Below are 25,403 nucleotides of genomic sequence, written 5' to 3'. Positions count from 1 at the left end.
GTTGGAAATTTTCGCACGCGAGTGATTACGCAACGTAGCTGGAGTGGGGGGCGCCACACAGAAGAGTGGCCAAGTGCTGTGACCCCGGTAGGCTTTCTCGAAAAGCGCACCTAGGAGGTCCGATAACAGTGGCGCTCGTAGTCCAGAAGTACGGCGGTTCGTCGTTGGAGAGCGCTGATCGGATCAAGCGCGTGGCCGAGCGAATCGTGGCCACCAAGAAGGCGGGCAACGACGTGGTGGTCGTGTGCTCGGCGATGGGCGACACCACCGACGAGCTGCTCGACCTCGCGCAGCAGGTCAACCCGGTGCCGCCCGAGCGGGAGATGGACATGCTGCTCACCGCGGGCGAGCGCATCTCGAACGCGTTGGTGGCAATGGCGATTTCGGCGCTCGGCGCGGAGGCTTGGTCGTTCACCGGTTCCCAGGCGGGCGTGGTCACCACGTCCGTGCACGGCAACGCACGCATCATCGACGTCACCCCCAGCCGCGTCACCGAGGCCCTCCAGCAGGGCTACGTCGCGCTGGTCGCCGGCTTCCAGGGTGTGTCGCAGGACACGAAGGACATCACCACGCTCGGTCGCGGTGGCTCCGACACCACGGCGGTCGCGGTGGCGGCGGCGCTCAACGCCGACGCGTGCGAGATCTACTCCGACGTCGACGGCGTGTACACCGCCGATCCGCGCATCGTGCCCGACGCCCGCAAGCTCGACACGGTGCCGTACGAGGAAATGCTCGAACTCGCCGCGAGCGGTTCGAAGATCCTGCACCTGCGCTCGGTCGAGTACGCGCGCCGATACGGAGTACCGATTCGCGTCCGCTCTTCCTACAGTGACAAGCCGGGTACGACAGTCACCGGCTCGATTGAGGAGATCCCCGTGGAACAAGCGTTGATCACCGGTGTGGCCCATGACCGTTCGGAGGCCAAGATCACGGTGACCGGGGTGCCCGACCACGCCGGCGCCGCGGCGCGGATCTTCCGGGTCATCGCCAACGCCGAGATCGACATCGACATGGTGTTGCAGAACGTCTCCAACACCGCGGGCCGCACGGACATCACGTTCACGCTGTCCAAGGCCAACGGTCCCAAGGCGGTCGAGTCGCTGGAGAAGCTCAAGCCCGAGCTGGAGTTCAACTCCGTGCTCTACGACGACCAGGTCGGCAAGGTCTCGCTGGTCGGCGCGGGCATGCGCTCGCACCCCGGCGTCACCGCCACGTTCTGCGAGGCACTGGCCAAGGTGGGCGTGAACATCGAGATCATCAACACCTCGGAGATCCGGATCTCCGTGCTCATTCGCGACGCGCAGCTGGACGACGCGGTGCGCGCGATCCACGACGCATTCGAACTCGGCGGCGACGAAGAGGCCGTCGTCTACGCGGGGAGTGGTCGCTGATGCGAGTCGGAGTCGTCGGCGCGACCGGTCAGGTCGGCGGCGTGATGCGGAAACTGCTGGCGGAGCGGAACTTCCCGGTCAGCGAGATCCGTTTCTTCGCCTCCGCCCGTTCGGCGGGCACGAAACTTCCGTGGCAGGGCGAGGAAATCGTCGTCGAGGACGCGACAACGGCCGATCCGTCCGGTTTGGACATCGCGCTGTTCTCCGCCGGTGGAGCCACCTCCAAGGCGCAGGCGCCGCGGTTCGCCGAGGCGGGCGTGACGGTCGTCGACAACTCCTCGGCGTGGCGGCTGGACCCCGACGTGCCGCTGGTGGTCAGCGAGGTCAACCCGCAGGCCGTCAAGGACGCACGCAAGGGCATCATCGCCAACCCGAACTGCACCACGATGGCCGCGATGCCGGTGCTCAAGCCACTGCACGACGAGGCCGGTCTGGTGCGCCTGATCGCCAGCACCTACCAGGCGGTCTCCGGCAGCGGGCTCGCCGGGGTCGAGGAGCTGGCGAGCCAGGTCAAGGCCGTCGCCGACCGGGCCGCCGAGCTGACGCACGACGGGTCCGCGCTGGAGTTCCCCGCGCCGTCGAAGTACGTGGCGCCGATCGCGTTCAACGTGCTGCCGATGGCGGGGTCCATTGTGGACGACGGCGAGTTCGAGACCGACGAGGAGAAAAAGCTCCGCAACGAGAGCCGCAAGATCCTCGACATTCCCGCGCTCGCGGTGTCCGGCACCTGCGTGCGGGTTCCGGTGTTCTCCGGGCATTCACTGTCGATCAACGCGGAGTTCGCACGGCCGCTTTCCGTGCAGCGGGCGAAGGAACTGCTGGCGGGCGCGCCCGGCGTGCAACTCGCCGAGGTCCCGACCCCGCTGGAGGCCGCGGGCAAGGACCCGAGCTACGTCGGCCGGATCCGCACCGACCCCGGTGTGCCCGACGGACGCGGGCTCGCGTTGTTCTTGTCGAACGACAATCTCCGCAAGGGCGCGGCTTTGAACACCGTGCAGATCGCGGAGTTGCTGGCCGCTCAAGCCTGATCGGGCGAACTTTCACTCTTTCGGGGCGCGACATCTCCCGCTGATCGACTGTGCCCGCTCTTAGTGTGGGCGCGAACTTTCAGCAAGCTGGTCGGGGGGCCGCGTTGAGAAGGCACGTGATCGTCGCCGCGGTGGCGCTGCTCGTCGCGAGCAGCGCCCCGTGGCAGGCGGCCGCCGATGCCACGGACGGACCGTTGTCGGTGCGCGTGGTTCGGGTGGACGCCAACGGTGTCGGAGTGGGCGGGATCCTCGTCGTCGCGACCGACCCCAGTGGTGCGAGCGCCAGCGGAACGACCGCGCCGGACGGCACGGTCACCATCCCGACCACGGCACTGGCCGGCGGCAAGTACCGGGTGGACGCGTCGATCCCGCCGTCGATGCCCGATCTCAAACCGGCCCCGGAGGCGCCCGGACTGTCCAGCCTCACCGAGTTCGCCGATGTCTCCGGCGGGAAGCCGGTCCAGCTGACGATGGGTGTCGGCGGCGGCACCGGCGACGTCCAGATCGGTGACCGGGTGTGGTTCGACACCGACGGCGACGGCGTGCAGGACGGCGACGAACTCGGGTTGCCCGGCGTGAAGGTCCAGCTGCTCGGCTGTGACGGCGCCGGGGCGCCGATGGCCGAGAAGACCACCGACCCGGCCGGGCACTACCTGTTCGGCCCGGCCGACGGGCTGCGCCCGAACTCTTGCTACACGGTCAAGTTCGACTACTCCGGCCTGGACACCTCACACCTGCCGGGGAATCCGCCCGTCGCGGGTCTGAAGTGGACGACGCCGCTGGCGAGCATCAGCCCGGCCATCGACTCCAATGTGGACCCCAACACCGGCGCCATGCAGGTCAACACCGGCCCGCCGGGTTCGGTCGACGACGGTGAGGACGCCGGTCTGGTCGGCGGGCTCAACAAGATCGGCGATCTGGTGTGGGCCGACGTGAACCGCAACGGCGTGCAGGACCCCGGTGAGCAGGGCGTCGCCGGGGTCACCGTGCGGTTGCAGCACCCCGACGGCGAGGTCGTCGCCACCACCACGACCGGCCCGCACGGCCAGTACACGTTCTCGCATCTGGCGGACGGGATCTACCAGGCCTGCTTCGACATCGCGAAACTTCCCGCGCAGTACGCCGACTACCAGCTCACCCGCAGCCGGGCGGGCAATCCCGGTCAGGACTCCGCCCCGGACGCCGGCACCGGCTGCACCGCGCCGACCGAGCTCAAACCCGGTCACGCCGAGGACCTGACCCTCGACGCGGGACTGGCCCCGCCGGTCAACCGGATCGCGGCGCACGTGTGGTCCGACGTCAACGGCGACGGGCTGCAGACCCCGGACGAGCCGGGAATCGGTGGCGTGCCGGTGAAACTGCGCACCGAGGACGGCAGCCAGTTCGCGCTGACCACGACCGCGCCGGACGGGACCTATGCCTTCGAGGACGTGCCCGACGGCGCCTACCAGGTGTGTTTCGACCTCGGCAACCTCCCGGCGGCCGTCGCCGACTACACGCCGGCCCGCTACGTCAACGACTCCGCCGCGAACCCCGCGACCGGCTGCACCCGCACCGTGACGCTCGGCCTCGGCAAGCGCGAGGACCGCACGCTCAACGCGGGGCTGACCGCGCCGGTCAACCAGATCGGCGACCGGGTGTGGTTCGACAGCAACCGCAACGGCCTGGAAGATCCGGTGGAGACCGGAATCGCCGGGGTGCCGGTGAAACTCGTCAAACAGGGCGGCGGTGACGCGGGCAGCACGACGACCGGCGCCGACGGCAAGTACGACTTCACCGGGATGCCGGACGGCGCGTACCAGGTTTGCCTGGACGCCAAGGCTTTTCCGCCCGCATACGCCGGGGCGCAGTGGGCGCGGCCGGACGCGGGCGATCCGGCGCTGAGTTCCAAAGTGGACCTCGCGAGTGGCTGCACGCCACTGGTGACCGTCGGCGTCGGGCACCGTGAAGAGACCACAATGGACGCCGGTGTCGTGGCCGCCCGCAACCGGGTCGGCGACCAGCTCTGGTTCGACACCAACGCCAACGGCGCCCGCGACCCGGGCGAACCGGGCCTGGCGAACGTCGCGGTCACGATGAGGGACAACGCGGGCCGGGTCGTCGCGACCACCCGCAGTGGGCCCGACGGGAAGTACCTGCTGGACGATCTGCCGGACGGCTCGTACCACGTGTGCGTCGACCTGGCGAACCTGCCGCCGCAGTTCGCGCACTACGGCGTGCCGGGCTCGGGCAACGGATGCACCGGGCCGGTGACGGTGGGGCCGAAGCCCCGTGAGGACCTGTCCGTCCGCATCGGCCTGGTCTCGGCGTCGCCGACCGTCGCCCCGGCGGCGGAGTCCACGGGCAGCAGTGGGGGCGGCGGAAGTTTCCCGACCGGCTGGACGATGCTGACCATCGCCATCGTGGGCGCGGGCGTGGCCTTCACCTGGCGCTGGTGGAAAACTGTTGACCACTAAGCCGCCCGTTTTGTGAATCTTGCGTTCTACAACTAAACACTGGTACACGTGTGAGTAGGTGATCACACGGCGTACCAAAGGGGGCGGTTGTGACGGACGAATTGCGCGATTGGGACATCACCTCGGGCGTCGGCATCACCGCGCTCGCGGTCGCGGCGGCTCGTGCCGTGGACACGACGAGGGAGGACGGCCTGGTCCGCGACCCGTACGCGGCCGATTTCGTGGCAGCCGCCGGCGCACCGGTCCCGATGCCGGTCGACGCGGCGGCGCTCACCACCGAGGACCACATGTGGGACCTCATGTCGACGTTCATGGGCGTGCGCTCCCGCTTCTTCGACGAGTACTTCGCCGAGGCCGCCGAGTACGGGGTGCGGCAGGCCGTGATCCTGGCCGCCGGGCTCGACTGCCGCGCGTTCCGGCTGGACTGGCCCGCGGGCAGCACGGTGTTCGAAGTGGATCAGCCGCGCGTGCTGGAGTTCAAGGACCGGGTGCTCGCCGAACGGAACGCGCGGCCGGGCGCGCGGCGCCGGGTGGTGGCCGTGGACCTGCGCGACGACTGGGCGGCCGCGCTGCTCGCGGAGGGTTTCGACGCGCGGCAGCCGACCGCGTGGCTGGCCGAGGGGCTGCTGCCCTACCTGCCCGACGACGCCGCGATCCGGATGCTCGACATCATCCACGAGCTGTCCGCCCCGGGCAGCACCGTCGCGCTCGAGCACATGGCCAACCCGCGTGCCATGCTCGACGATCCACTGGTCCTGCGCACGGTGGACGAGTTCGGTTTCGACCTCTCGTCGCTGTTCGCGGGCGGTCCGGAGAAGAATCCGGCCGAGTATCTGTCCACATTGGGCTGGGCGATCGGGGATTCGTCGAGCGGGGAGCTGGCGGCGCGCTACGGCAAGGAGTTCGACGACGAACTCGCCGACCTTTTCGCCGACAACGGCCGCTACGTGACGGCCCGCCTCTTGTAGCTTGTCCGCATGAGGATCTCGCGCCTGCTCGCACTCGCCGGGCTCGGACTGCTGCTGACCGCGTGCGACCAGGTCGATTCGGCCGTGTCGCAGGCGAACACCGCCACGGACAAGGCGAGTGCGTGCGCCCAGGCGCTGGGCCTTGCCAACATCAACCCGAACCTGAACGCGGACGAGCTCGCCGCGCAGGCCAAGGACAAGTCCGACCGGTTGCGCGAGCTGGCGAACCGGGTCGCCGATCAGAACCTCAAGCAGAACCTGTTCACCATCGCCGACTCCTATGTGGATCTCGAGAAGCGCAAGGCCGACCACCTGAGCAACCTCAACGACTGGATCCAGCGCAACACCGGCAACCTCGCGAACCTGCGCAGCGCCTGCCTCTAGCCGCGCCGGGCCGGCGTCTGCAGATGCAGGCCCTGCCGTGCGAGTGAGCGGTCGAGGACCGTGGTCTGGTCCCACCCGCGTGGTCCTTCGCGCAGCGCGGCGTGCATGCGCGGCAGGCGGCGGAGGTGACGGGCGAACGAGCCCTCGCGCAGCACGCGGCCGCGAACGCGCTGCCCTTCCGCGGCCTCCTCCGGTGAGGCCTCCACCCACACGAAATGCCGCGACCGCCCGGCCAGCCTGCCGAGCAGCATCAGCCACGTCCGCGTCGCGGCGCCGGTCGCCGGATCGTGCACCACCACCGGTCCCGGCTCCCGCAGCACGCTCGCCGTCACGCGCAGCCGGTGCAGGACGTGGACCACCGGGCGGTATCGCGAGTACGGCGTTCCGGGCGGCACCAGTTCACGCAGCCGGTCCCGCATCTGATCCGAGTCGAGCACCGCGAGAGGCGCGTCGGACTCGGTGGACCGCAGCAACGTGCTCTTGCCCGAGCCGGGTAGTCCCGCGATGACCACCAGCGACTTCGGCTCGATCCTCATGCGCAGCATGCCCTTCCAACGGATGCCGCACCGCTTCGCGTTCCGCGCATACCGGGCGAATCAGGCATTCACAGGTGCTGCACGGGGGACTCGCAGCCGTTGCGCGAGTCCCGCCGCGGCGATGGCCAGGCCGCCCGCGCCGGACGCGGCGAAGCCCCAGCCCGCCGACGAGTGATCCAGCACGAACCCCACGAGCGGGCTGCCGAGGCCCAGCCCGAGCCGGGTCGCCGAGTCGAGCAGGCCCATCGCCTCGCCCCGCACCCGCGCCGGCACCGACGAGGTGACCTCCTCCGCGCCCGAGGTCAGGGTCGGCGCGCAAGCCACGTTCGCGGGCACGAGGGCGATCGCCAGCAGCCACCAAGGCTCGGTGAACAGGCCGATCGGGAGCGTCAGCGCCGCGAGCAGCAGCATCAGCGTGGCCTGCGACAACGACCGCCGCACCGCACCGTGCACGAGTCCGCCGAATGCCGAGGCCACGCACATCACGACCATCAGCACGCCGGTCAGCCCGACCTGTCCGTTCGCCCGTAATGCGGCCAGCGCCGCCAGTTCCATGCCGGCGAGGCAGAACAACGCGCCCGTCGCGATGCACAGCGTCGCCGTGAGCCGGGAGGTCAGCCAGCCTCTTAGCGGCGGCCGGTGCCCGCCGGCGGTCTCGTCCTCGTGCCGGACCGGCGGGTTGAACCAGCACAGGGCGACCGTCACCGCGCCGAAGTAGAGCCCGATCCCGGTGAGCGCTGCCGCCGAGGACACCTGGGTGGCGACCGCGATCCCGGCCGCGGGACCGATCATGAACGCGGTTTCGAGCAGTATCGAGTCGAGCGAGTACGCGGAGCGCCGCTGTTCCGGCGGGACGAGCGCGGTCAGCACCTGGCGGGCGATCGAGCTGACCGGGATGGCGAGGCCGCCGGCCGGAAACGCGATCGCCACGAGTACCGGATACGGCAGATGCGGTGCGCTGATCCAGTACGCCGTCGCCGCCGTGCCGCAGGTCGCGACGACCGGGCACAGCCCGAACCGGTCGATCATCCGCCCGACCAGCGGTGAGCTCAGCGCGCTGCCCGCCATCGTCGCCGTGCCGACCAGTCCGGCCGCGCTGTAGCCGCGGCCGAGCGCGGACACGACGTGCAGCGTGAGCGTCAGTCCCATGGCGGCGACGGGCACACGGGCGGCGAACATCAGCACCAAGGTCGTCGGGACGCCGGGGATCCCCAGGACTCGCCGGTACCGCAACACGTCTCCGATAGTGGCACGCCCGTGCAACTCGTTATCCGCTTGGCATCCGGTAAAAGTGAGGGTAGCTTTCAAAAGAAAGTCACTCTCAGAAAGGGCGCGAAATGACCGCAGCCGACTCGCGGCGCTGGTGGGCACTCGGCGCGCTCGCGGTCGCTCTACTTGCGTTCGGACTCGACGTGACCGTCCTGTCCGTCGCCCTGCCCACACTCGCCGTCGATCTGCACGCCTCGACGAGTGACCTGCAGTGGTTCTCGAACGCGTACACGCTGGTACTGGCCGCGGGCCTGCTGCCGGCCGGTGTGCTCGGTGACCGCTTCGGTCCGAAGCGGGTGCTGATGTTCGCGCTCGCGTTGTTCGGCCTGGCCTCGCTGGCCTGTGCGTACGCGGGATCCACCCCGATGCTCATCGCCGCGCGTGCCGCACTCGGCATCGGCGGCGCGGCCATGGTGCCGATGTCGATGTCCGTGCTCACCGTGCTGTTTCCCGGCAAGGACCGCGCCCGCGCGATCGCCATCTGGGCGGCGGCGATGGCACTGGGCATCCCACTGGGTCCGGTCGTCGGCGGCTGGCTGCTCGACAACTTCTGGTGGGGCTCGGTCTTCCTGCTCAACGTGCCGATGATCGTCCTCGGCATGGGGCTGCTCGCGTTGCTGCTGCCGAGCATTCCCGGCAACCGCGCGCAACACGTCGACTACCTGGGCATCGTGCTGTCCAGCGCGGGGCTCGTCGCGCTGACCTACGGCCTCGTGGAGGCCGGCGAGCGCGGCTGGACGTCGCCGTACGCGCTCGGCCCGATCGTCGCCGGTGTGCTCCTGCTGGTCTCCTTCGCCCTGGGACTGCGCCGTTCCCGCCATCCACTCGTCGACCTCGGTCTGTTCGCCTCGCCCGGCTTCCTGTGGGGCGGCGTACTCGCGACACTCGCGTCCTTCGCGATGATGGGTGCGATGTTCCTGCTGCCGCAGTACTTCCAGGCCGTCGACGCCACCGACGCGCTCGGCACGGGACTGCGCCTGCTTCCGGTCGTCGGCGGGCTGCTCGCCGGCGTCCAGGTCGCCGACCGGCTGCGCCGGATGCTCAGCGCGAAGATCGTGGTCGCGATCGGGTTCGCGCTGATGGTCACGGCTCTCGTGCTCGGCTCACGCACGGCGAGCACGGACGGGTACGGATTCGTCGCCGTGTGGGTTTCGCTGATCGGCGTCGGGCTCGGCTTCTCGCTGCCGCCGTCGATGGACGTCGCGATGGGCGCGCTGAGCCCGGCCCGCAGCGGAGTCGGCTCCGGGGCACTGCAGGCGATGCGGCAGATCGGCGGCACGCTCGGGGTGGCCATACTCGGCACGGTGCTCAACGCGGGCTACCGCGGCGCGCTGCCGGCGCAGGTGCCCGGCGCCGTGCGCGAGAGCGTGGCCGTGGGCGTGCGCGTTCCCGGCCAGGCGGACGCGGCGCGGGCGGCGTTCATGCACGGGATGAGCTCGACGTTATGGGTGTGCGCGGCTTTCGCGGTGCTCGGGGTGGCGGTGGCGCTCGCCTTCCTGCCGCGGGAGGCGCAGGACGTCACCGGGGCACAATCGGAGAATGAGTACGTCGCAGGGTGAGCCCGGGTTGCGAGAGCGCAAGAAGGCGAAGACGAGGGCCTCGATCCAGGACCACGCGTTGCGCCTGTTCATCGAGCAGGGCTACGAGGCGACGACGGTCGAGCAGATCGCCGCGGCCGCCGACGTTTCGCAGAGCACGTTCTTCCGGTACTTCCCGTCCAAAGAGGAAACGGTGGCCTTCGACCGGATGGACCCGGTGTTTCTCGACGCCTTCGTGGCCCAGCCCGCCGGGCTGAGTCCGATCGCGGCCATCCGCGCGTCGATGCGCGAGGTGCTCGGCACGATGTCGAGCGAGGCGTCCGAACTGGAAACCGCGAGGCAGCGGCTGGTCTTCACGGTGCCGGAGCTACGTGCCCGGCTGTTCGAGCAGATGGGCGACGGGGTGGCCATGCTCAACGAGGCGGTGGCGCGGCGCGTGGGCCGCGACCCCGACGACTTCGAGGTGCGGATGTTCTCGGGCGCGGTGGTCGGCATCGCGCTGGCCGCGTATCTCGGCGCTGCCGACGATCCGGACCGGATGATGGCGGAGCTGGACCGCGGACTCGCGCAGCTCGAGCGCGGTCTTCCGCTCTGAGAACGGCCGGCTCGGTCCGCCCACCGACCACTGTGGCCGTTGCGACAAACGTGAGTGACCGTCTCCCCAACGGTGTAGCCGAATCCCATTCACAACGGAGTGATGAAGGGGATAGATCACGGAAACCATCGATGTGGGTGAGCACAGTGGACGGTGGAGTGAACCGAACACTCTCCGCGTTTTCCCGTCTCTGGTGTCTTGATCATCTGGGCTAAGCGCAAACTCAAAGCGTTCATCATTTGCGGGTCAGTTCCCTCTATTCGAATTCGGCACGTAAGGGTGAGAAACCGCCCTACCGAGTGGTCGGCTGGTGAGGGCCTAACACGGTTGGTACGCATGAGTCCTGTTAGGTCCCTAGAGGCCAGGAGGTAAGGAATGAAAGGCAAGATCGCCCGAGTCATCGCGGTAGTGGTGGCCAGCAGCGTGCTTGCGTTGGTCGGGGGCGGCGTGGCCAGCGCGGGGGGCAAGGGTACTTCCAGCACTCAAGCTGCCGGGCAGCAACTGCTGCAGATGCGCGACGACCTGGCGAGGTCCGCCTACGCCGGCGACGTGCAGGGCACCCAGCGCGCGCTGGGCCGGTTCGACCCGTTGCTCGGCGACCTCGCCGCCGGGCAGAAGTACTCCATCCAGTCCGACGCGCAGCAGATGGCGGGCACCGCGCAAGGAGAGTCCACGGAGGCCAGCCGGATCCTGATGGACCCGTCGCAGGCGGCCACGGCCAAGCAGTTGCCCGCGGTGCCGAGCCTGCCTGATCTGCCGCCGCCGCTCAACATCGTGAGCAACCTGCTGAAGAACCTGCTCACCCTCGTGACGAGCCTGCTCGGCTCGCTTCTCGGTGGTGGCGTGCCCTCGCTGCCGGTGCCGGGTCTGCCGGCCGCATAACGAGCCGGTCGAAAGAGGGGGACCGGAGCCCGGCGTGCGCATCCACGCCGGGCTCCGGTTTTTTTCAGGCGCTCCCGATGCCGGAAAGGCCGAGGCGCAGCGCGCCTGCCGCCTCCGCGGTCGCCTCGCGGAAGCGGGTCCCGATGCCGAGGAAGTTCACGTAGCCGTGGATGAGGTCGTGCTGCCTGCTCAACGCCGTCGGTACCCCGGCGTCCCGCAGTTTCGCCGCGTACTCCTCGCCTTCGTCGCGCAGCGGGTCGAAACCGGCGGTCGCGACGTAGGCCGGCGGCAGACCCGAGAAGTCGTTGTTCAGCAACGGCGACAGCCGCGGATCGGTGCGGTCGACACCGGTCGGCGCGTAGTGGTCGAGGAACCACGTCATGTCGGCGTCGGTGAGGAAGAAGCCGTCGCTGAACAGCTCACGCGAGCGGCGCCGCGTCGAGCCGTCGACGCCCGGGTACATCAGCAGCTGGAACGCGGGCATCGGACCGCCGCGTTCCTTGGCCGCGTGCGTGACGACCGCCGCGAGGTTGCCGCCCGCGCTGTCACCACCCACCGCGATGCGATCGGGATGGGCGCCGAGATCGCTCGCCTTGGCGTGGGCGAAGAGGAACGCCGCCAGCGCGTCCTCCGTGGCCGCGGGGAACGGGTGCTCGGGCGCCAGCCGGTACTCGATCGACAGCACGCGCACGCCGGCGTGCCGCGCGAAAAACCGTGCCGTGTTGTCATGGCTCGCCCGCGTGCCGATCACCCAGCCACCGCCGTGGAAGAAGACCAGCAGCCCCGAGGACGACGAGGCGCCCGCCGGGCTGTAGAGCGTCGCCGGGATGTCGCCGTTGCTGTCCGGGATCGTCACCTCGCGTGTGCTGACCGGCTGGATCGGCTTTCCGCTGACCAGGTGCTGGGACGCGGCGAGCATCTCGCGCGCCAGTTCAGGGGTGTTTCTCGCCATCGACACGCCGGCGATCTGCTGTAGCCGGAGCAGTAACTGCGCGTCGAGAGCGAGTTGCTGCCCATCGATCTGGACCGGCCTGCCCGCGATGCTCCTGCGCAACGCCCGTGGCAGGCCGAACACCAGCTGGGCCGCGACCGCTTCGGCGCGGGACCGTAGTGGGTTTGCCATGACCATTGACGTTACCCATCGGTAGGGACGAAGGCCAGATGTGATTCGTGCCTCGGTCCCCGGAGCTGGTCCTCCAGTTAGGTGGAGGGTCTAGCCTCGATCGTGTGACTTCCTCCTCGGTGATCAACGTGGTCGGTATCGGCGGCTCGCTACGGGCCGGATCCCAGTCGGAACGCGCGCTGCGGATAGCGCTGAGCGGCGCCGAAGAGGCCGGCGCGACGACCCGGGCGGTCACCGGAAGCCAGCTGGTCCTGCCCTTCTACGACACGGGTATCCCCGACCGCACCGCCGAAGCCGAGCACCTGGTGGAGACCATCCGCCGGGCCGACGGCCTGATCATCGTCTCGCCCGGCTACCACGGCGCACTGTCCGGCCTGGTCAAGAACGCGCTGGACTACATCGAGGACCTCCGTCACGACACACGCCCCTACCTCGACGGCCGCGCCGTCGGCCTGGTCGCGGCCGCCTACGGCTGGCAGGCCGCCGTCACCACGCTCGACCAGCTGCGCACGATCGCGCACGCGCTGCGGGGCTGGCCGACCCCGCTCGGGGGTGCGGTCAACACCGCGGAGGTCAAGTTCGACGAGACCGGCGGCGCCTCCGACGACAAGATCGTCGCCAATCTGCGCCTGATCGGCAGGCAGGTGACGGAGTTCGCACGACGGTGAGGGTTGCCCGCATCGCCTCCCGGGTAATCCGCCGTTGACAACGGACATTCCTGGCAGTTTCGCGGGATGCGAGACGTTGTTCCTTGTGAAAGCGTGAGGCTTCCGGGAACAGGAGGTGCGAACGAGCATGGTCGAGGTGTTGTACACGGCGATCGCCACCGCCCGCGGTGACGGCCGCAACGGCGAGGTCACCTCGTCCGACGGGGTGATCGACGAGCAGCTTTCCATCCCGAAGGAGATGGGCGGGCCGGGTGGTGAGTACACCAACCCGGAACAGTTGTTCGCCGCCGGCTATTCGGCCTGCTTCCATAGCGCGATCCAGGTGGCGGCGCGACAGGCGAAGGCCGAGCTGTCCGGTTCGACGGTCACCGCCGAGGTGGGAATCGGCAAGGAAGGTGAGGGGTTCGGGCTCACCGTCAAGCTCGTGGCGCACCTGCCGGGGCTGGAACAGGGGAAGGCGAGCGAAATCGCCGCCACGGCACACCAGATCTGCCCGTACTCCCGTGCGACACGAGGAAACATCGAAGTCGAGGTAATCGCGACCACCGAATGAGGTTCGAGGGAAGAGAGGAAAACCAATGGCAAACTCTCCGATCTCCAGTCCGCTGACCGCGAGCGACAAGGAGATCACCGGTAACGTCCTGCAGTCCACGCTGGTCGACCTCATCGATCTGTCGCTGATCGCGAAGCAGGCCCACTGGAACGTGGTGGGTGCGAACTTCCGCAGCGTGCACCTGCAGCTCGACGAGCTGGTGTCGACGGCCCGCACCTACGTGGACGAGGTCGCCGAGCGCGCCAACGCGATCGGCGTATCGCCCAACGGCAAGGCCAAGACCGTGGTGGAGAGCTCGGGGCTGCCCGAGTACCCGGACAACTGGCAGAACGTCGAGGCGACGATCGCGGCGATCGTCGCGGCCCTCGACGAGCTGATCCAGCGGCTACGCAAGCGCATCGACGAGACCGACAAGAGCGACCTCGTCACCCAGGACCTGCTCATCGAGATCACGCAGGCGCTGGAGAAGGCGCACTGGATGTGGCAGGCCCAGCAGGCCTGATCGTTCCGCCGTGAGGGGCTCCCTGATGTGGCATCCGCCGTCAGGGGGCCCCTCGCGGCTTTTTGGGTTAGGTTCCGAGCATGGTCTTGCAATCCGGGAAAGCGCGGCGGGCCGAACGGCGTGGCGGCAGCAATCCGCTGGTGGGCGGCACGAATCCGGCATATGCGGCGGAGCTGACGTTGCCGCATCACCGGCTCGCCGACGAACCGGTGCCCGCCGACACGGCGTTGCAGCTCGTGCGTGACGAGCTGATGCTCGACGGCAACGCGCGCCTCAACCTCGCCACGTTCGTCACGACGTGGATGGAACCGCAGGCGCGCGAGCTGATGGCCGAATGCGCCGACAAGAACATGATCGACAAGGACGAGTACCCGCAGACCGCCGAGCTGGAGCGGCGCTGCGTCAACATCCTCGCCGAGCTGTGGCACGCCCCCGATCCGGAGGCGATCATCGGCTGTTCGACCACGGGTTCGTCCGAGGCCTGCATGCTCGCCGGGATGGCGCTCAAGCGCCGCTGGTCGAAGCTGGGCCGTGCGGGCAAGCCGAACCTGGTCATGGGCACGAACGTCCAGGTGTGCTGGGAGAAGTTCTGCGAGTACTGGGAGGTCGAACCGCGCCTGGTGCCGATGGAGGGCGACCGGTTCCATCTCAGCGCCGAGCAGGCGGTCGCCCGCTGCGACGAGAACACCATCGGCGTCGTCGCGATCCTCGGGTCCACTTTCGACGGTAGCTACGAACCGGTCGCCGAGATCGCCGCCGCGCTGGACGAGCTGGCCGAGCGCACCGGGCTCGACATCCCCGTCCACGTCGACGGCGCGTCCGGCGCGATGATCGCCCCGTTCCTCGATCCGGACCTGGAGTGGGACTTCCGGCTGCCGCGGGTCGCGTCGATCAACACCTCGGGCCACAAGTACGGGCTGGTCTATCCGGGCGTCGGCTGGGTGATCTGGCGGGACAAGGCCGCGCTGCCCTCGGAACTGGTGTTCAACGTCAACTACCTGGGCGGCGACATGCCGACCTTCGCGCTGAACTTCTCACGGCCGGGTGCGGAGGTCGCCGCGCAGTACTACACGTTCGTCCGGCTCGGCCGCGACGGATTCCGCGCCGTGCAACAGGCTTCGCGCGATGTCGCGACCGACCTCGCCGACCGGATCGGCAGGCTGGGCCCGTTCCAGCTGCTCACCCGTGGCGACCAGCTGCCGGTGTTCGCGTTCACCACCAAACCGGACGTGACCTCGTTCGATGTCTTCGACGTGTCGCGGCGGCTACGGGAACGCGGGTGGCTCGTGCCCGCGTACACGTTCCCGGACAACCGCACCGACCTGGCGGTGCTGCGCGTGGTGTGCCGCAACGGTTTCACGCACGACCTCGCCGACCTGCTGATCGAGGACCTGACACGGCTACTGCCCGAACTGGAGCGGCAGCCGGGGCCTAGCCACGATCCCGAGACCAGCACCGCCTTCCACCACTAGCGGTCGCCGGTGTGCCGGATGATCTCGGCGGTCACGACGTCCCACAGCCGCGGCGGCGGGTACTCGTGCCCCATGCCGTCGAGCGGGACCAGCCGCGCGCCGGGAATCTCGGCCGCGAGCGCCGCCCCGTAGGCCGGCGGGAACAGCGGATCGGCCGTGCCGTGCATGACCAGCGTCGGGGCGGCGATGTCGGCGAGCCGGAACGAGGGCGTGTTACCCGCCGCGAGCGAGTGATTGACCGCGCTCGCGGCCATGTCGCGGGTCCGGTCGACGACCTTGCCTGCCAGCCGTCGGACCCGCTCCTCGCCGAACGGCGTGCCGCCGTGGGCGCGCTGGTCCGCGACCAGGTAGTCGATCACCGCCGCCCGGTCGTGCCAGTCCGGCGCCGGCGGGCTCGCCGGTGGGTTCAGCGGCGGCAGCGCTTCGCTGCCGGTCCGCGCGCCGGCCGGCGCGGTCGCGATGAGGGTCAGCGTGCGTACGCGGTCGCCGTGCAGCGCGGCGAGCAGCTGCGCGATGCCGCCGCCCATCGACAGACCGACGAAGTGCGCGCGGTCGATGCCGAGGGAGTCGAGGATCCGCAGCGGATCGGTGGCCAGGTCCGCGGAGGTGTAGCGCGGTTCGCCCGGCGGCGAGCCAGGGGACTGCCCGGTGTCACGGTGGTCGTACCTGATGACGAACCGGCCGGGCGCCGCCAGCCGCTCGCAGAACTCGGTGTCCCACCAGTCCATCGACGAGGACGCACCGCCGATCAGCAGCAGCGCCGGATCGTTCGTCGCGCCGAACGTCTCCAGACACAGGTCCATCGCTACCGCATCCCGAGTGCCCGCAGCGCGAAGAACACCTCCGCCGCGGTTTGCCTGATGGTCTCGGCGATCACGAGCGATCCGTGCCCGGCGTCGTAGCGGTAGAACTCGTACGGCACGTCCCGCGCGGCCAGACGGTCGAGGTAGTTCTCGATCTGCCGGATCGGGCAGCGCGGATCGTTGTCGCCGGCCAGCACCATCACCGGCGCCTTCACCGCCTCGACATAGGTCAGCGGCGAGCACTCGCGGTACACGGCGGGCACGGTCTCCGGCGAGCCGCCGAACAGCGCCCGGTCGAACGCGCGAAGCTGCTCCATCTCGTCCTCGTACGCGGCCACGTAGTCGGCCACCGGCACGCTCGACACCGCCGCCGCCCACCGGTCCGGCTGCGTGCCGATGGCGAGCAGGGTCAGGTAGCCGCCCCAGGACGCCCCGGACACCACGCATTTCGCCGGGTCCGCGAGTCCACTCTGGACGGCCCAGTCGTGCACCGCGGCGACGTCCTCGAGTTCGGTCAGCCCCGGGCGGCCCTCGATCGCGTCGCGCCAGGCCGACCCGTACCCGGTCGAACCGCGGTAGTTGACCTCGATCACCGCGAACCCGGCGTCCAGCCACACCGCGCGGTAGGCGGAGAACCGGTCCTCGTCCGCCGAATGCGGTCCGCCGTGCAGGGTGAACACCGTCGGTACCGGTCCGTCCGGCGCGTTCGCCGGCCGTGCGACCAGCGCGTGCACCCGGCCGCCCGGTCCCTCGACGAACGCGTCCACCACCGGTTGCGAATGCGGGGCGGGCTCGCCGGGCGGGGTGAGCAGCACGCTGTCGGTGCCGTCGGCGGTGCGCGCCCTGATCACCGTGGGCTCGGCCGCGCTGGACCACGAGTATTCGACGGTGCCGTCCGGACGCACCGCGGCACCGCCGATCCTGCCCTTCGGAGTCTCCAAAGAGGACAGTGCGCCGTCGGCGAGGTCGTAGCGGTACAGCGAGCTGCGGCCTTCGTGGAAGTGCACGACCAGCAGCGCGTCGGCCTTCGGATACCACTCGGCGGCGACCTCGCCGGGCAGGTCGAGCGAGACCTCGGTCTCGGTGTCGGCCTCGACGTCCCAGATCAGCAGCTCCTCGTGGCCGCGGCGCTCGTGCAGCATCAGCAGCCGGGGATCGCCCGCGACAGGGGAGAACTCCAGCGGGGTGAGGCCCTTGCCCTCGCCGTCCCATTTGTCCGCGACGGCGGAGAAACCGCCGGTCGCGAGGACGCGCACGGCGGGATGCCGGGAGTCGCCGTGCTCGGAGTGCGAGATGGCCAGCAGCCGCTCGTCGCGGGAGAGCGACGCGACGCTGGCGTCGTCCTTGCTCGCATAGAAGCGGTTGGTCTCGCCGTCGATGTGGGCGAACAGCTCGCTGCCCTCGTCGGTGGACACGCCGACCGCGACCACGCGGTGCCCGATCTCCAGACCGGCCGGGTACCCGTCGTGCACGCCCGGAACCGCGGTCTCGATCACGCCGGGAGCGAAGGGCTCACGAACCCACGAGCCGAACTCGTCGCCGTCGGTGTCGTTGAACCACCAGATCCACGCGCCGTCGGGCGAGGTGGTGGCGTGCAGGGTGCCGTTGGGGCGGTCGGTGACGCGGCGGTGCTCGCCGGTCGACCGGTCCCACGCGTACACCTCCCAGACGCCGCTCGCGTTGGACACGTAGATGTTCGCGTCCGGTGCGTCGAGTGCCCAGCCCGGCGTCGACATGCGCGGGGCATGGAAGCGGGCGCGCCAGCGGGCCTCGGCCTCGGCGTCGTCGAAGAGGCGGTCAGGAATCACTGCGGGCGGGTGCTGGGTAGTCACACCTGAGATCCTGCCAGGCCCGTACGGTGAGTGGGTGCTGGAGGGATACGCGCCCGGGTTTTCTGATGACGCACTGTCGATGATGTCTGCGCGCACGGCGAGCGATCGGGCCCAGTTCGTGGTCCGGTTACTCCGTCCGGGGCAACGGGTGCTCGACGTAGGGTGCGGCCCGGGTTCGATCACGCGTGGCTTCCTCCCCTACGTGGGCGAGGGCCGCGTCGTGGGTTTGGACGCCTCGCCCGGCCAGTTTCCCGCGGAGTCCACTGTGGACCTGGTGGCCGGTTCGGTGTACGACCTGCCGATCGCGTCGGAGAGCGTCGATGTGGTCTTCGCGCACGCCCTGTTCGAACATCTCGCACGTCCCGTGGTGGCGCTGCGCGAGTTGAATCGTGTGCTGCGGCCCGGCGGCACCCTCGCCCTGTCTACTTCGGACTGGAGCCGGGCCAGGATCCGCCCGAAGACGGCGAATGTGACCGCCGCACTGCGGGGGCACTACCTGTTGCGCCGCCGAGCGGGCGGAGATCCCTTTGCCGGTAAGCACATCGCAGGGCTGGTCGCCGACGCGGGTTTCGGTGAGGTGTCCACCCACGCCCGGTATCGGCCGGACATGTCCTACCGCGAACTGGCGCGTTACGTGGAAACCCGTCTGGACGCGGCCCTGCGCACGTCCCCGGACGACCAACTCGCTTCGGCGGCAAGGTCGGCCTGGGCCTGGTCCCACAGCGGCGACGGCGATTTCGCCCAATGCTGGGTGGAGTTGGTGGCCCGGAAGTAGTGGTTGGTGGGTCCTGGTCGGGTCCCCTAGAGATCGCAGGACGAAGGGGCCAGGAGGAGTCTGGACCGACCACCCAAGCCGCGCCGCCACCTCCCCATGGCAACAGCGCCACCAACCCGAAGTCACCACGAAGCGGTCGCTTCGCGAGGCGCGCCAGCGCCAACGCGAGGGGGTCCAGGGGGCTTGCCCCCGGCGGGGGTCTGGGGGTTCGACCCCCAGAAGACACAAAAGAAGATCCCTATCTGCGCATTCCGCAGATAGGGATCTCCCAGATCTTCCGTCGGGGTGGCGGGATTTGAACCCACGACCTCCTCGACCCGAACGAGGCACGCTACCAAGCTGCGCCACACCCCGATGTACTGCTTAACGGGCCGAGGTGAAGTCTAGCGGATGTCGCTGCGGGCTTTGCGGGGGGTTTGCTTTTCGGTCCGTTCGCCGCTCGTGCCCCGTGGGACCAGGGTCAGCAGGCTGGCCTCGGGTGGGCAGGCGAAACGGGCGGGGGCGAAGGGGCTGGTGCCCAGGCCGGCGGACACGTGGAGCCACATGTCGGCGCCCCACCGGGAGACGCCACGGGCCCGGGAGCGATCGAGATCACAGTTGGTCACCAGCGCGCCGATGCCGGGGATACGCAGCTGTCCGCCGTGGGTGTGGCCGGCCATGACCAGGTCGTAGCCGTCGTCGGCGAACGGGTCGAGTACGCGGGGCTCCGGGGAGTGGGTGATGCCGAGGCGGAGTGCCGCGTCGCGGTCGGCGTGGCCTGCGATTTTCTCGTAGCGGTCGCGGCGCAGGTGTGGATCGTCCACTCCGGCGACGAACACCTGCTGCCCGGCCACGTCCACGGTGCGCCGCACGTGGGTCAGGTCGAGCCAGCCGCGCTCGATGAACGCCGCGCGCAGGTCGCGCCACGGTAGGTGCTTGCCGTGAATGCGCTTCTTCTTGCCGCGCGGCATCAGGTACCGCGCCGGGTTCTTCGGCTTGGGTGCGTAGTAGTCGTTGCTGCCGAAGATGAACACGCCCGGCCGGTCGAGCAGCGTCCCGAGTGAGCGCAGCACGTACGGCACGGCCTGCGGATGCGCGAGATTGTCGCCGGTGTTGACGACGAAGTCCGGTTCGAGGTCGGCGAGCCCGGCGACCCACCGCTGCTTCGACTCCTGCCCCGGCATCATGTGCAGGTCGGAGATGTGCAGCACCCGGATGGGCCGCGCGCCGGGCGCGAGCACCGGCAGTTCCGCGCTGCGCAGCGTCCAGTGCCGCCGTTCCACTCCGACGGCGTACCCGAGCGTCGCCGCTCCGGCCGCCGCAACTCCCGCCGCGATCCTGGCGGCGGTCATCCTGTCACGGTCAGTACCCACGCGTCCGAGGATACGGCCACCCCTAATGCTCGTACGCCGGGTCCGAAGGTGGCAGCGGGATCACCGGTTGCCCGTTGAGGATGTTCGTCATCGCGCCGAACCACGTTCGCGCCGGGGTTTTCCCGCCGAACATGTTGCCGTCGGCGGTGCCCCTCGTGGCGGTGACGTTGCCGGGACCGCCGTCGATCAGGCCGCCGAAGGGGTTGTCCGGGCGGAACACCATCGCGGCACCGGCCAGTTGCGGCACGGCCGCCACGAACGCGGCCGAACCGCTGTCCTGGGTGGTACCGGTCTTGCCGATCATCGGCCGGTTCCAGTTCACGGCACGTGCGGCCGTCGCCGAGGTACCCGACGTCGCGTCCTGGCTCATCCCGACCGCGAGCGAGTTGGCAAGGCCTTCGGGCACGGCCTGCTCGCACGGCGCCTCGTTGACCTTCTTCGGGTTGCCGTCGCGGTCGGTGACGGCGCCGATCGGCGTCGGCGGGCACCACACGCCGCCGCTCATGATCGTGGCGGCGACGTTGGCCAGTTCGAGTCCGCTGGTCGGGCTCACGCCGAGGGTGAACGACCCGAGGCCGGCCTGCATGGACCCGCCCGGCCCGAAGTACTTCTGCTGGCTCATGTTGTAGGCCGGGTCCCTGTTGCTCGGATCAACCGTCCCGCCGTTCGCCGCGTTGGACGCCATGGTGTTGCGCATGCCCAGTCGCCGCGCCATGTCGGTCACCGGGCCCATCCCGGCCTGTTCCTCCAGGATCACGAACCCGGTGTTGGGTGATGTCGCCAGCGCCTGCTGCAACGACATCGACGGGCCGTACCCGCTTTCCCCGTAGTTGCTCAGGCAGTACGCGCGGGTTCCCCGTGCCACCAAAGGACAGCTCGGTCCGCCACCCACGAAGACGTTGGACACATAGTTCTGTGGCGTTTGGATGGTCGAATAGATGCCGACCTTGTGTTGTTCCATCGCCGACGCGGTGGTGAAGAGCTTGTAGCTCGATCCGGCACCGGTCACGTTGGAGACGTCCGAGGGCAGTGCGTACGTCGTCTGACCCTTGCTCGCATCCGGCCCGTAGTCCCGGTTGGCCGCGAGCGCGACCACCTCGTGCCGGTCCTTTCCTGGCCGCACAAGGGAAAGCGTGTTCGCGACGTTCTTCTCGGTCTTGTCGACCTGCTGCTCGGCGGAGACCTTCGCCTGGTGGTTGGCGTTCTGGTCCATTGTGGTGCGGATCGTGTAGCCGCCGGTGTAGAGGTCTTCCTTCGTCATGCCGTTGGTGAGCAGGTAGTCCTGCACGTACTGGCAGAAGAAACCGTTCTCCGGCCCGGCACCCGTGCAGTTCGCGGCCGGCTTGCTCGGCCCGCCGGGCACCACGCCCAGCGGCTCGGTCTTCATCTTCGCGGCGTCTTCCGGCGCGAGCTTGCGGTTCTCCACCATGCGGTCCAGCACCAGGTTGCGGCGCTCGGTGGCGCGCTCGGGGTGCGTCCACGGGTCGTAGAACGGCGGGTTGTTCACCATGCCGGCCAGCAGCGCCGCCTGCGGCACGGTGAGCTTGTCCGCGGTGGTGTTGAAGTAGGTCTGCGCGGCCGCGCCGACGCCGTAGATCTTGCGCGAGAACTCGACGACGTTGAGGTAGCTGGTGAGGATGTCGTCCTTGCTCAGCTGGGTTTCGAGCTGGATCGCGATCCGCGCTTCCTTGAGCTTGCGGGCGACCGACTGTTCCTGCGCCTTCTGCTGGCCGACCGGGTCGTCCTTGTAGATGACGTTGATGAGGTAGTTCTTCACGTACTGCTGCGTCAACGTCGACGCGCCCTGCGTGTCGCCACCGGAGCTGTTGGACAGTGCGGCGCGGATCGTGCCCTTCCAGTCCACGCCGTGGTGTTCGTAGAAGCGGCGGTCCTCAACGGACACCAGCGCCCACTTCATCGCCTCGTTGATCTTGTTGCTGGGCGTGGGGATGCGGTACTGGTCGTACAGCGTCGCGATCGGCGCGCCCGCGGAGTCCGTAATGGTCGTGACCAGCGGCGGAGGCACGTTCGCGAGTTCGGTGGACATGCTTTCGACCGTCTCGCTGGCCTTGTTCGAGGCCACCCCGGCCGCTCCCACTATGGGAAACAGCACGCCGGCGACGAGAATGCCCGCGAGCAGGCACAGGCCGAGCAGTTTGAACAGACCATCCGTCTTCCGCACGGAGCCCAGACTAGTAGGACCGATATGTCCGGCGCCCGCGGTCCACGCGCGGAATACCACGTTGCGTCCGCGAATGCGACGTTTTCACGTAACGAATTAACGGTCAGACCTTGGCGGAGGGAACCGAGTGGCCCTACAGTCCGTCAACGTCTCACGAAGAGGGTGCCGGGGAGGCGCCCATCGGGTCGACCGACGTGAGCCGAGCGTTAGGAGCTGGGGGAAGATGGAAGCCAAGCAGCGGACCTGGCGTATGGACGCCCTGTGCCGGGACACCGATCCGGACGAGCTGTTCGTCCGCGGCGCCGAGCAGAACCGCGCGAAACTGGTGTGCATGGGCTGCCCCGTGCGCACGGAATGCCTCGCCGAAGCACTGGACAACCGGATCAGCTTCGGCATCTGGGGCGGCATGACCGAACGCGAACGGCGGGCGTTGCTGCGCCGCCGCCCCGAGGTCGGCTCCTGGGCCGAACTACTGGAATCCGCCAAACGCGAATACGTCCAAGTCTCCTAACCGCGAGTCCGGCGTTCCGGCCGCCCGAGTCGAGGCCTGCCGGAGCCCGAGTCGAGGCTTGCCGGAGCCCGAGTCGGGGCTTGCGGGTGCCCGAGTCGGGGGTTGCCGACCGCGAGTCGGGCGTTCCGGCAGCGCGAGTTGAGGGTTGTGGCGGCGCGAGTCGGGGGTTGCGTGAGTCCGAGTCGGGGCTTGTGGCGCCCGAGTTGGGGGTTCCGTGCGAATCGCGTGCCGGGATGCCGGACTCGACCTCCGGGAAGACTGGACTCGGCCGCCGGGAAAGCCAAACTCGCGCGCCCAGAAGGCTGGGCTCGGCCGCCCGGAGCGACCGACCCGGCCGCACGGAAGGCTGAACTCGGGCGCGCGGAAGGCCCGACTCGGGCGCCGGGATCCCCCGACTCGGGCACCCGGATCCCCCGACTCGGGCGCGCGGAAGGCTGGACTCGCGTTGGGGGGCTTAGGTGGATTTGGCTAGGCGGTCGCCGATGTCGCGCAGGCCTGCCATGTCGTGTACGTCGCTGGGCAGGGCGGGGACCTCGACGATCGGCACCTCGGGGTGCGCCTTGGTGAACCGCGCGAGCAGGCGCTTCTCGCGCTCGGCGAGGGCCACCCGGTCCGCGTGCAGCCGCAGGACCGCGGTGGCCAGCGGCGCACTCGTCTCCACCTTCTCCGCCGCGGACAGCGCCGCCGTGGCGGACAGATCGGCCAGCACCGGATGGGTGCGGTTGGCGATCAGACCCGACAACGGCATCGACTCGCCCGCCAGCCGCTCCACGAAGTAGCTGGCCTCGCGCAGCGCGTCGGGCTCCGGGGCGGCCACGACAAGGAACGCGGTGCCCTTCGAGCTGAGCAGTTCCGCGGTCTTGCGGGCCCGCTCGCGGAACCCGCCGAACATGCTGTCGAAGGCCTGCATGAACGCCGACGCGTCGGCCAGCAGCTGCCCGCCGATGATCGTCGACACGGCCTTGGCGAACATCGAGAACCCGGCGGTGACGACCTTGCGCAACCCCCAGCCGCCCGCCTTCGCCGGGCCGGTGAGCAGCCTGATCATGCGCCCGTCGAGCGCGCTGGACAGGCGCGTCGGCGCGTCGAGGAAGTCCAGCGCGGAGCGGCTCGGCGGGGTGTCCACGACGATCAGGTCCCAGTCGCCGCTCGCCGCGAGCTGGCCCAGCTTCTCCATCGCCATGTACTCCTGCGTACCGGAGAACGACGTGGAAATGGTCTGGTAGAAGGGGTTCGCGAGCAGCTGCTCGGCGCGTTCCGGCCCGGCGTGCGCGCGCACCATGTCGTCGAATGTGCGGCGCATGTCGAGCATCATCGCCCACAGCTCGCCCTTGGGATCGAAACCTTCGATCTTCACCTGACGTGGATGGTTGCCCAGCTCCCGCAGCCCGAGCGCCTGCGCGAGCCGCCGCGCCGGGTCGATCGTGAGCACCACGGTCTGCCTGCCGCGTTCGGCGGCGCGCAGCGCGAGCGCGGCCGCCGTCGTGGTCTTGCCGACCCCGCCGGAACCGCAGCACACGACGATCTTGGTCTCCGGGTCGTCGAGCAAGGCGTCGATGTCGAGGACCATGTCAGCGCACCCCCTGGTCCACGAGCGCTTCGGCGATGTCGTAGAGCGCGGCCACGTCCACGCCGTCGGTGAGTTCGGGCACTTCCAGCGTGGGCAGATCGGCCTCGGCGAGCTGTTCTCGTGCGCGTTGTTCGGCCTCGACCCGGATCGCGTGCTCGACGGTCTCCTCCACCAGGCCGTCCAGCGTGCCCTCGGGCAGTTCCAGCCCGGCCGTGGCCAGCCCGGACCGCACCCGCGAGGCGTCCACGCGTCCGTCCGCGGCGGCGCTGACGGAGCGGGCGGGCAGCCGCGGCGGGCGGACCCGGTTGACCAGCACCGCGCCAGGACGCAGGTCGGCGCCGTCGAGTTCGGCGACCGCCTCCACGGTTTCGCGCACCGGCATCTCCTCCAGCAGGGTCACCAGATGCACCACGGTTTCCCCGGAATGCAGCAGCCGTACCACGCCTTCGGCCTGCGTCCGGATCGGTCCGGTGCGGGCCAGATCGGTCAGGGCCTTGGTGACGTCGAGGAACTTGACCACACGTCCGGTGGGCGGCGCATCGACCACGACGGCGTCGTAGGTGTGCCTGCCGTCGGACTCGGTCCGCCCGACGCATTCCTTGATCTTGCCCGTGAGGAGTACGTCACGTAGCCCCGGCGCGAGCGTGGTGGCGAACTCGATCGCGCCCATCCGCCGCAGCGTGCGACCGGCGAAACCCAGGTTGTAGAACATCTCGAAGTACTCGAGCAGCGCGGCCTCGACGTCGATGTGCAGCGCCCGCAGCTCCCCGCCGCCGGGGGCGGAGGCCATGCGCTGCTCGGCGTAGGGCAGCGGTTCGGTGTCGAAGAGCTGCGCGAATCCTTGCCGCCCCTCGACCTCGATCAACAGCACCCGCCTGCCGCCGCGGGCCAGCGCGAGGCCCAGCGAGGCGGCGAGCGTGGTCTTGCCGGTACCGCCCTTGCCGGTCACGAAGTGAAGCCGTGCGCGGGCGAGCTCGTCGGTCCAGCCGGCCAGGGGTGAGGTCACATACCGC

At 69.4% G+C, this 25,403-nt stretch carries 23 protein-coding genes and 1 tRNA gene; 14 read left to right on the top strand and 10 right to left on the bottom strand.

Annotated features, from left to right (window positions below):
- Window positions 1-128: 128 nt before the first annotated feature.
- From HFP15_RS20730 to HFP15_RS20710, 5 genes are all read left to right on the top strand, one after another.
- Window positions 129-1,391, top strand: coding sequence for an aspartate kinase (locus tag HFP15_RS20730; protein ID WP_168518134.1), 1,263 nt, complete (start codon window positions 129-131; stop codon window positions 1,389-1,391).
- Window positions 1,391-2,419, top strand: a complete 1,029-nt coding sequence (locus HFP15_RS20725) for an aspartate-semialdehyde dehydrogenase (RefSeq protein WP_168518132.1) — start codon at window positions 1,391-1,393, stop codon at window positions 2,417-2,419. The genes HFP15_RS20730 and HFP15_RS20725 overlap by 1 nt, the downstream gene beginning before the upstream one ends.
- A gap of 104 nt (window positions 2,420-2,523) precedes the next feature.
- Window positions 2,524-4,875: an SdrD B-like domain-containing protein gene (locus HFP15_RS20720; RefSeq protein ID WP_246271887.1), complete on the top strand. Its 2,352-nt coding sequence runs from the start codon at window positions 2,524-2,526 to the stop codon at window positions 4,873-4,875.
- Window positions 4,876-4,964: 89 nt separating this feature from the next.
- The gene (locus tag HFP15_RS20715; protein WP_168518130.1) at window positions 4,965-5,843 is read left to right on the top strand and encodes an SAM-dependent methyltransferase; all 879 of its coding nucleotides are present in this window, start codon (window positions 4,965-4,967) and stop codon (window positions 5,841-5,843) included.
- Between the two features lie 9 nt (window positions 5,844-5,852).
- Window positions 5,853-6,227 (top strand): DUF8711 family protein, encoded by a 375-nt coding sequence (locus HFP15_RS20710; RefSeq protein ID WP_168518128.1) that lies wholly within the window; start codon window positions 5,853-5,855, stop codon window positions 6,225-6,227.
- Here the strand turns inward: HFP15_RS20710 and HFP15_RS20705 are convergent.
- Together HFP15_RS20705 and HFP15_RS20700 are read right to left on the bottom strand one after the other, a co-directional pair.
- Complete coding sequence (locus HFP15_RS20705) at window positions 6,224-6,763, bottom strand: P-loop nucleotide/nucleoside kinase family protein (RefSeq protein WP_246271886.1); 540 nt, start codon at window positions 6,761-6,763, stop codon at window positions 6,224-6,226. The two genes, HFP15_RS20710 and HFP15_RS20705, sit on opposite strands and share 4 nt — an antisense overlap.
- A gap of 60 nt (window positions 6,764-6,823) precedes the next feature.
- Window positions 6,824-7,942, bottom strand: a complete 1,119-nt coding sequence (locus HFP15_RS20700) for an MFS transporter (protein WP_168518379.1) — start codon at window positions 7,940-7,942, stop codon at window positions 6,824-6,826.
- A gap of 158 nt (window positions 7,943-8,100) precedes the next feature.
- On the opposite strand from HFP15_RS20700, the gene HFP15_RS20695 reads away from it, so the two are divergent.
- From HFP15_RS20695 to HFP15_RS20685, 3 genes are all read left to right on the top strand, one after another.
- Entirely contained in the window at window positions 8,101-9,591 is a 1,491-nt protein-coding gene (locus HFP15_RS20695; protein WP_168518123.1) for an MFS transporter, read from the top strand.
- Window positions 9,572-10,165 carry an acyl-CoA-like ligand-binding transcription factor gene (locus tag HFP15_RS20690; RefSeq protein ID WP_168518121.1) on the top strand — a complete coding sequence of 198 codons (594 nt, stop codon included), beginning with the start codon at window positions 9,572-9,574 and terminating at the stop codon, window positions 10,163-10,165. Before HFP15_RS20695 ends, HFP15_RS20690 begins: the two co-directional genes overlap by 20 nt.
- A 375-nt stretch (window positions 10,166-10,540) precedes the next feature.
- Complete coding sequence (locus HFP15_RS20685; RefSeq protein WP_168518119.1) at window positions 10,541-11,047, top strand: hypothetical protein; 507 nt, start codon at window positions 10,541-10,543, stop codon at window positions 11,045-11,047.
- A 64-nt stretch (window positions 11,048-11,111) separates the two neighbouring features.
- Here the strand turns inward: HFP15_RS20685 and HFP15_RS20680 are convergent, their stop codons facing one another.
- Window positions 11,112-12,170, bottom strand: coding sequence for an alpha/beta hydrolase (locus tag HFP15_RS20680; protein ID WP_168518117.1), 1,059 nt, complete (start codon window positions 12,168-12,170; stop codon window positions 11,112-11,114).
- Between the two features lie 104 nt (window positions 12,171-12,274).
- Between HFP15_RS20680 and HFP15_RS20675 the strand changes: the two genes are divergently transcribed.
- The 4 genes from HFP15_RS20675 (at window position 12,275) to gad (ending at window position 15,365) form a co-directional block, all read left to right on the top strand.
- Window positions 12,275-12,838: an NADPH-dependent FMN reductase gene (locus HFP15_RS20675; RefSeq protein ID WP_168518115.1), complete on the top strand. Its 564-nt coding sequence runs from the start codon at window positions 12,275-12,277 to the stop codon at window positions 12,836-12,838.
- A 127-nt stretch (window positions 12,839-12,965) separates the two neighbouring features.
- Window positions 12,966-13,391 carry an organic hydroperoxide resistance protein gene (locus tag HFP15_RS20670; protein WP_168518113.1) on the top strand — a complete coding sequence of 142 codons (426 nt, stop codon included), beginning with the start codon at window positions 12,966-12,968 and terminating at the stop codon, window positions 13,389-13,391.
- Between the two features lie 25 nt (window positions 13,392-13,416).
- Window positions 13,417-13,893: a Dps family protein gene (locus HFP15_RS20665; protein WP_168518112.1), complete on the top strand. Its 477-nt coding sequence runs from the start codon at window positions 13,417-13,419 to the stop codon at window positions 13,891-13,893.
- Between the two features lie 80 nt (window positions 13,894-13,973).
- Window positions 13,974-15,365 (top strand): glutamate decarboxylase, encoded by a 1,392-nt coding sequence (gad, locus tag HFP15_RS20660; RefSeq protein ID WP_168518110.1) that lies wholly within the window; start codon window positions 13,974-13,976, stop codon window positions 15,363-15,365.
- Here the strand turns inward: gad and HFP15_RS20655 are convergent.
- Window positions 15,362-16,168 (bottom strand): alpha/beta fold hydrolase, encoded by an 807-nt coding sequence (locus HFP15_RS20655; protein ID WP_168518108.1) that lies wholly within the window; start codon window positions 16,166-16,168, stop codon window positions 15,362-15,364. The genes gad and HFP15_RS20655 overlap by 4 nt on opposite strands.
- Before the next feature lie 2 nt (window positions 16,169-16,170).
- On the bottom strand, window positions 16,171-18,000 hold the full coding sequence (locus HFP15_RS20650) for a S9 family peptidase (protein ID WP_168518106.1): 1,830 nt from the start codon (window positions 17,998-18,000) through the stop codon (window positions 16,171-16,173).
- Between the two features lie 34 nt (window positions 18,001-18,034).
- Here HFP15_RS20650 and HFP15_RS20645 point away from each other — a divergent pair, with 34 nt between their 5' ends.
- A complete protein-coding gene (locus tag HFP15_RS20645) occupies window positions 18,035-18,775 on the top strand; it encodes a methyltransferase domain-containing protein (RefSeq protein ID WP_168518104.1) in 741 nt (246 codons plus the stop codon).
- A gap of 280 nt (window positions 18,776-19,055) precedes the next feature.
- On the opposite strand, the gene HFP15_RS20640 is transcribed toward HFP15_RS20645, so the two are convergent.
- The 3 genes from HFP15_RS20640 to HFP15_RS20630 all read right to left on the bottom strand — a co-directional run bounded on the left by HFP15_RS20640 (window position 19,056) and on the right by HFP15_RS20630 (window position 22,309).
- Window positions 19,056-19,129: transfer RNA gene (locus HFP15_RS20640), tRNA-Pro, on the bottom strand.
- Between the two features lie 29 nt (window positions 19,130-19,158).
- Entirely contained in the window at window positions 19,159-20,106 is a 948-nt protein-coding gene (locus HFP15_RS20635) for a metallophosphoesterase (RefSeq protein WP_168518377.1), read from the bottom strand.
- Window positions 20,107-20,149: 43 nt separating this feature from the next.
- Complete coding sequence (locus HFP15_RS20630) at window positions 20,150-22,309, bottom strand: transglycosylase domain-containing protein (RefSeq protein WP_168518102.1); 2,160 nt, start codon at window positions 22,307-22,309, stop codon at window positions 20,150-20,152.
- A 223-nt stretch (window positions 22,310-22,532) separates the two neighbouring features.
- On the opposite strand from HFP15_RS20630, the gene HFP15_RS20625 reads away from it, so the two are divergent.
- Window positions 22,533-22,820, top strand: coding sequence for a WhiB family transcriptional regulator (locus tag HFP15_RS20625; RefSeq protein ID WP_168518100.1), 288 nt, complete (start codon window positions 22,533-22,535; stop codon window positions 22,818-22,820).
- Window positions 22,821-23,274: 454 nt separating this feature from the next.
- Here HFP15_RS20625 and bagB read toward each other — a convergent pair whose 3' ends face one another.
- Complete coding sequence (gene bagB, locus HFP15_RS20620) at window positions 23,275-24,390, bottom strand: ATPase BagB (RefSeq protein ID WP_168518098.1); 1,116 nt, start codon at window positions 24,388-24,390, stop codon at window positions 23,275-23,277.
- Window position 24,391: 1 nt separating this feature from the next.
- Window positions 24,392-25,396: an ATPase BagA gene (gene bagA, locus HFP15_RS20615; protein WP_168518096.1), complete on the bottom strand. Its 1,005-nt coding sequence runs from the start codon at window positions 25,394-25,396 to the stop codon at window positions 24,392-24,394.
- Window positions 25,397-25,403 lie beyond the last annotated feature (7 nt).

Origin of the sequence: Amycolatopsis acididurans, from assembly GCF_012328925.1 — a bacterium.
Lineage (GTDB): Bacteria > Actinomycetota > Actinomycetes > Mycobacteriales > Pseudonocardiaceae > Amycolatopsis_E > Amycolatopsis_E acididurans.
The sequence above is the reverse complement of the archived record's forward strand: the minus strand, read 5'-3'. Positions and strand labels throughout refer to the sequence as shown.

Bases quoted from the DNA above. Each gene is read 5' to 3' on its own strand.
- HFP15_RS20695 (WP_168518123.1), top strand. From the start codon at position 8,101: ATGACCGCAGCCGACTCGCGGCGCTGGTGGGCACTCGGCGCGCTCGCG.
- bagB (WP_168518098.1), bottom strand. From the start codon at position 24,390: ATGGTCCTCGACATCGACGCCTTGCTCGACGACCCGGAGACCAAGATC.
- HFP15_RS20655 (WP_168518108.1), bottom strand. From the start codon at position 16,168: ATGGACCTGTGTCTGGAGACGTTCGGCGCGACGAACGATCCGGCGCTG.
- HFP15_RS20700 (WP_168518379.1), bottom strand. From the start codon at position 7,942: ATGTTCGCCGCCCGTGTGCCCGTCGCCGCCATGGGACTGACGCTCACG.
- HFP15_RS20705 (WP_246271886.1), bottom strand. From the start codon at position 6,763: ATGAGGATCGAGCCGAAGTCGCTGGTGGTCATCGCGGGACTACCCGGC.
- HFP15_RS20670 (WP_168518113.1), top strand. From the start codon at position 12,966: ATGGTCGAGGTGTTGTACACGGCGATCGCCACCGCCCGCGGTGACGGC.
- HFP15_RS20725 (WP_168518132.1), top strand. From the start codon at position 1,391: ATGCGAGTCGGAGTCGTCGGCGCGACCGGTCAGGTCGGCGGCGTGATG.
- HFP15_RS20635 (WP_168518377.1), bottom strand. From the start codon at position 20,106: ATGACCGCCGCCAGGATCGCGGCGGGAGTTGCGGCGGCCGGAGCGGCG.
- HFP15_RS20690 (WP_168518121.1), top strand. From the start codon at position 9,572: ATGAGTACGTCGCAGGGTGAGCCCGGGTTGCGAGAGCGCAAGAAGGCG.
- HFP15_RS20710 (WP_168518128.1), top strand. From the start codon at position 5,853: ATGAGGATCTCGCGCCTGCTCGCACTCGCCGGGCTCGGACTGCTGCTG.
- HFP15_RS20665 (WP_168518112.1), top strand. From the start codon at position 13,417: ATGGCAAACTCTCCGATCTCCAGTCCGCTGACCGCGAGCGACAAGGAG.
- HFP15_RS20680 (WP_168518117.1), bottom strand. From the start codon at position 12,170: ATGGCAAACCCACTACGGTCCCGCGCCGAAGCGGTCGCGGCCCAGCTG.
- gad (WP_168518110.1), top strand. From the start codon at position 13,974: ATGGTCTTGCAATCCGGGAAAGCGCGGCGGGCCGAACGGCGTGGCGGC.
- HFP15_RS20625 (WP_168518100.1), top strand. From the start codon at position 22,533: ATGGAAGCCAAGCAGCGGACCTGGCGTATGGACGCCCTGTGCCGGGAC.
- HFP15_RS20685 (WP_168518119.1), top strand. From the start codon at position 10,541: ATGAAAGGCAAGATCGCCCGAGTCATCGCGGTAGTGGTGGCCAGCAGC.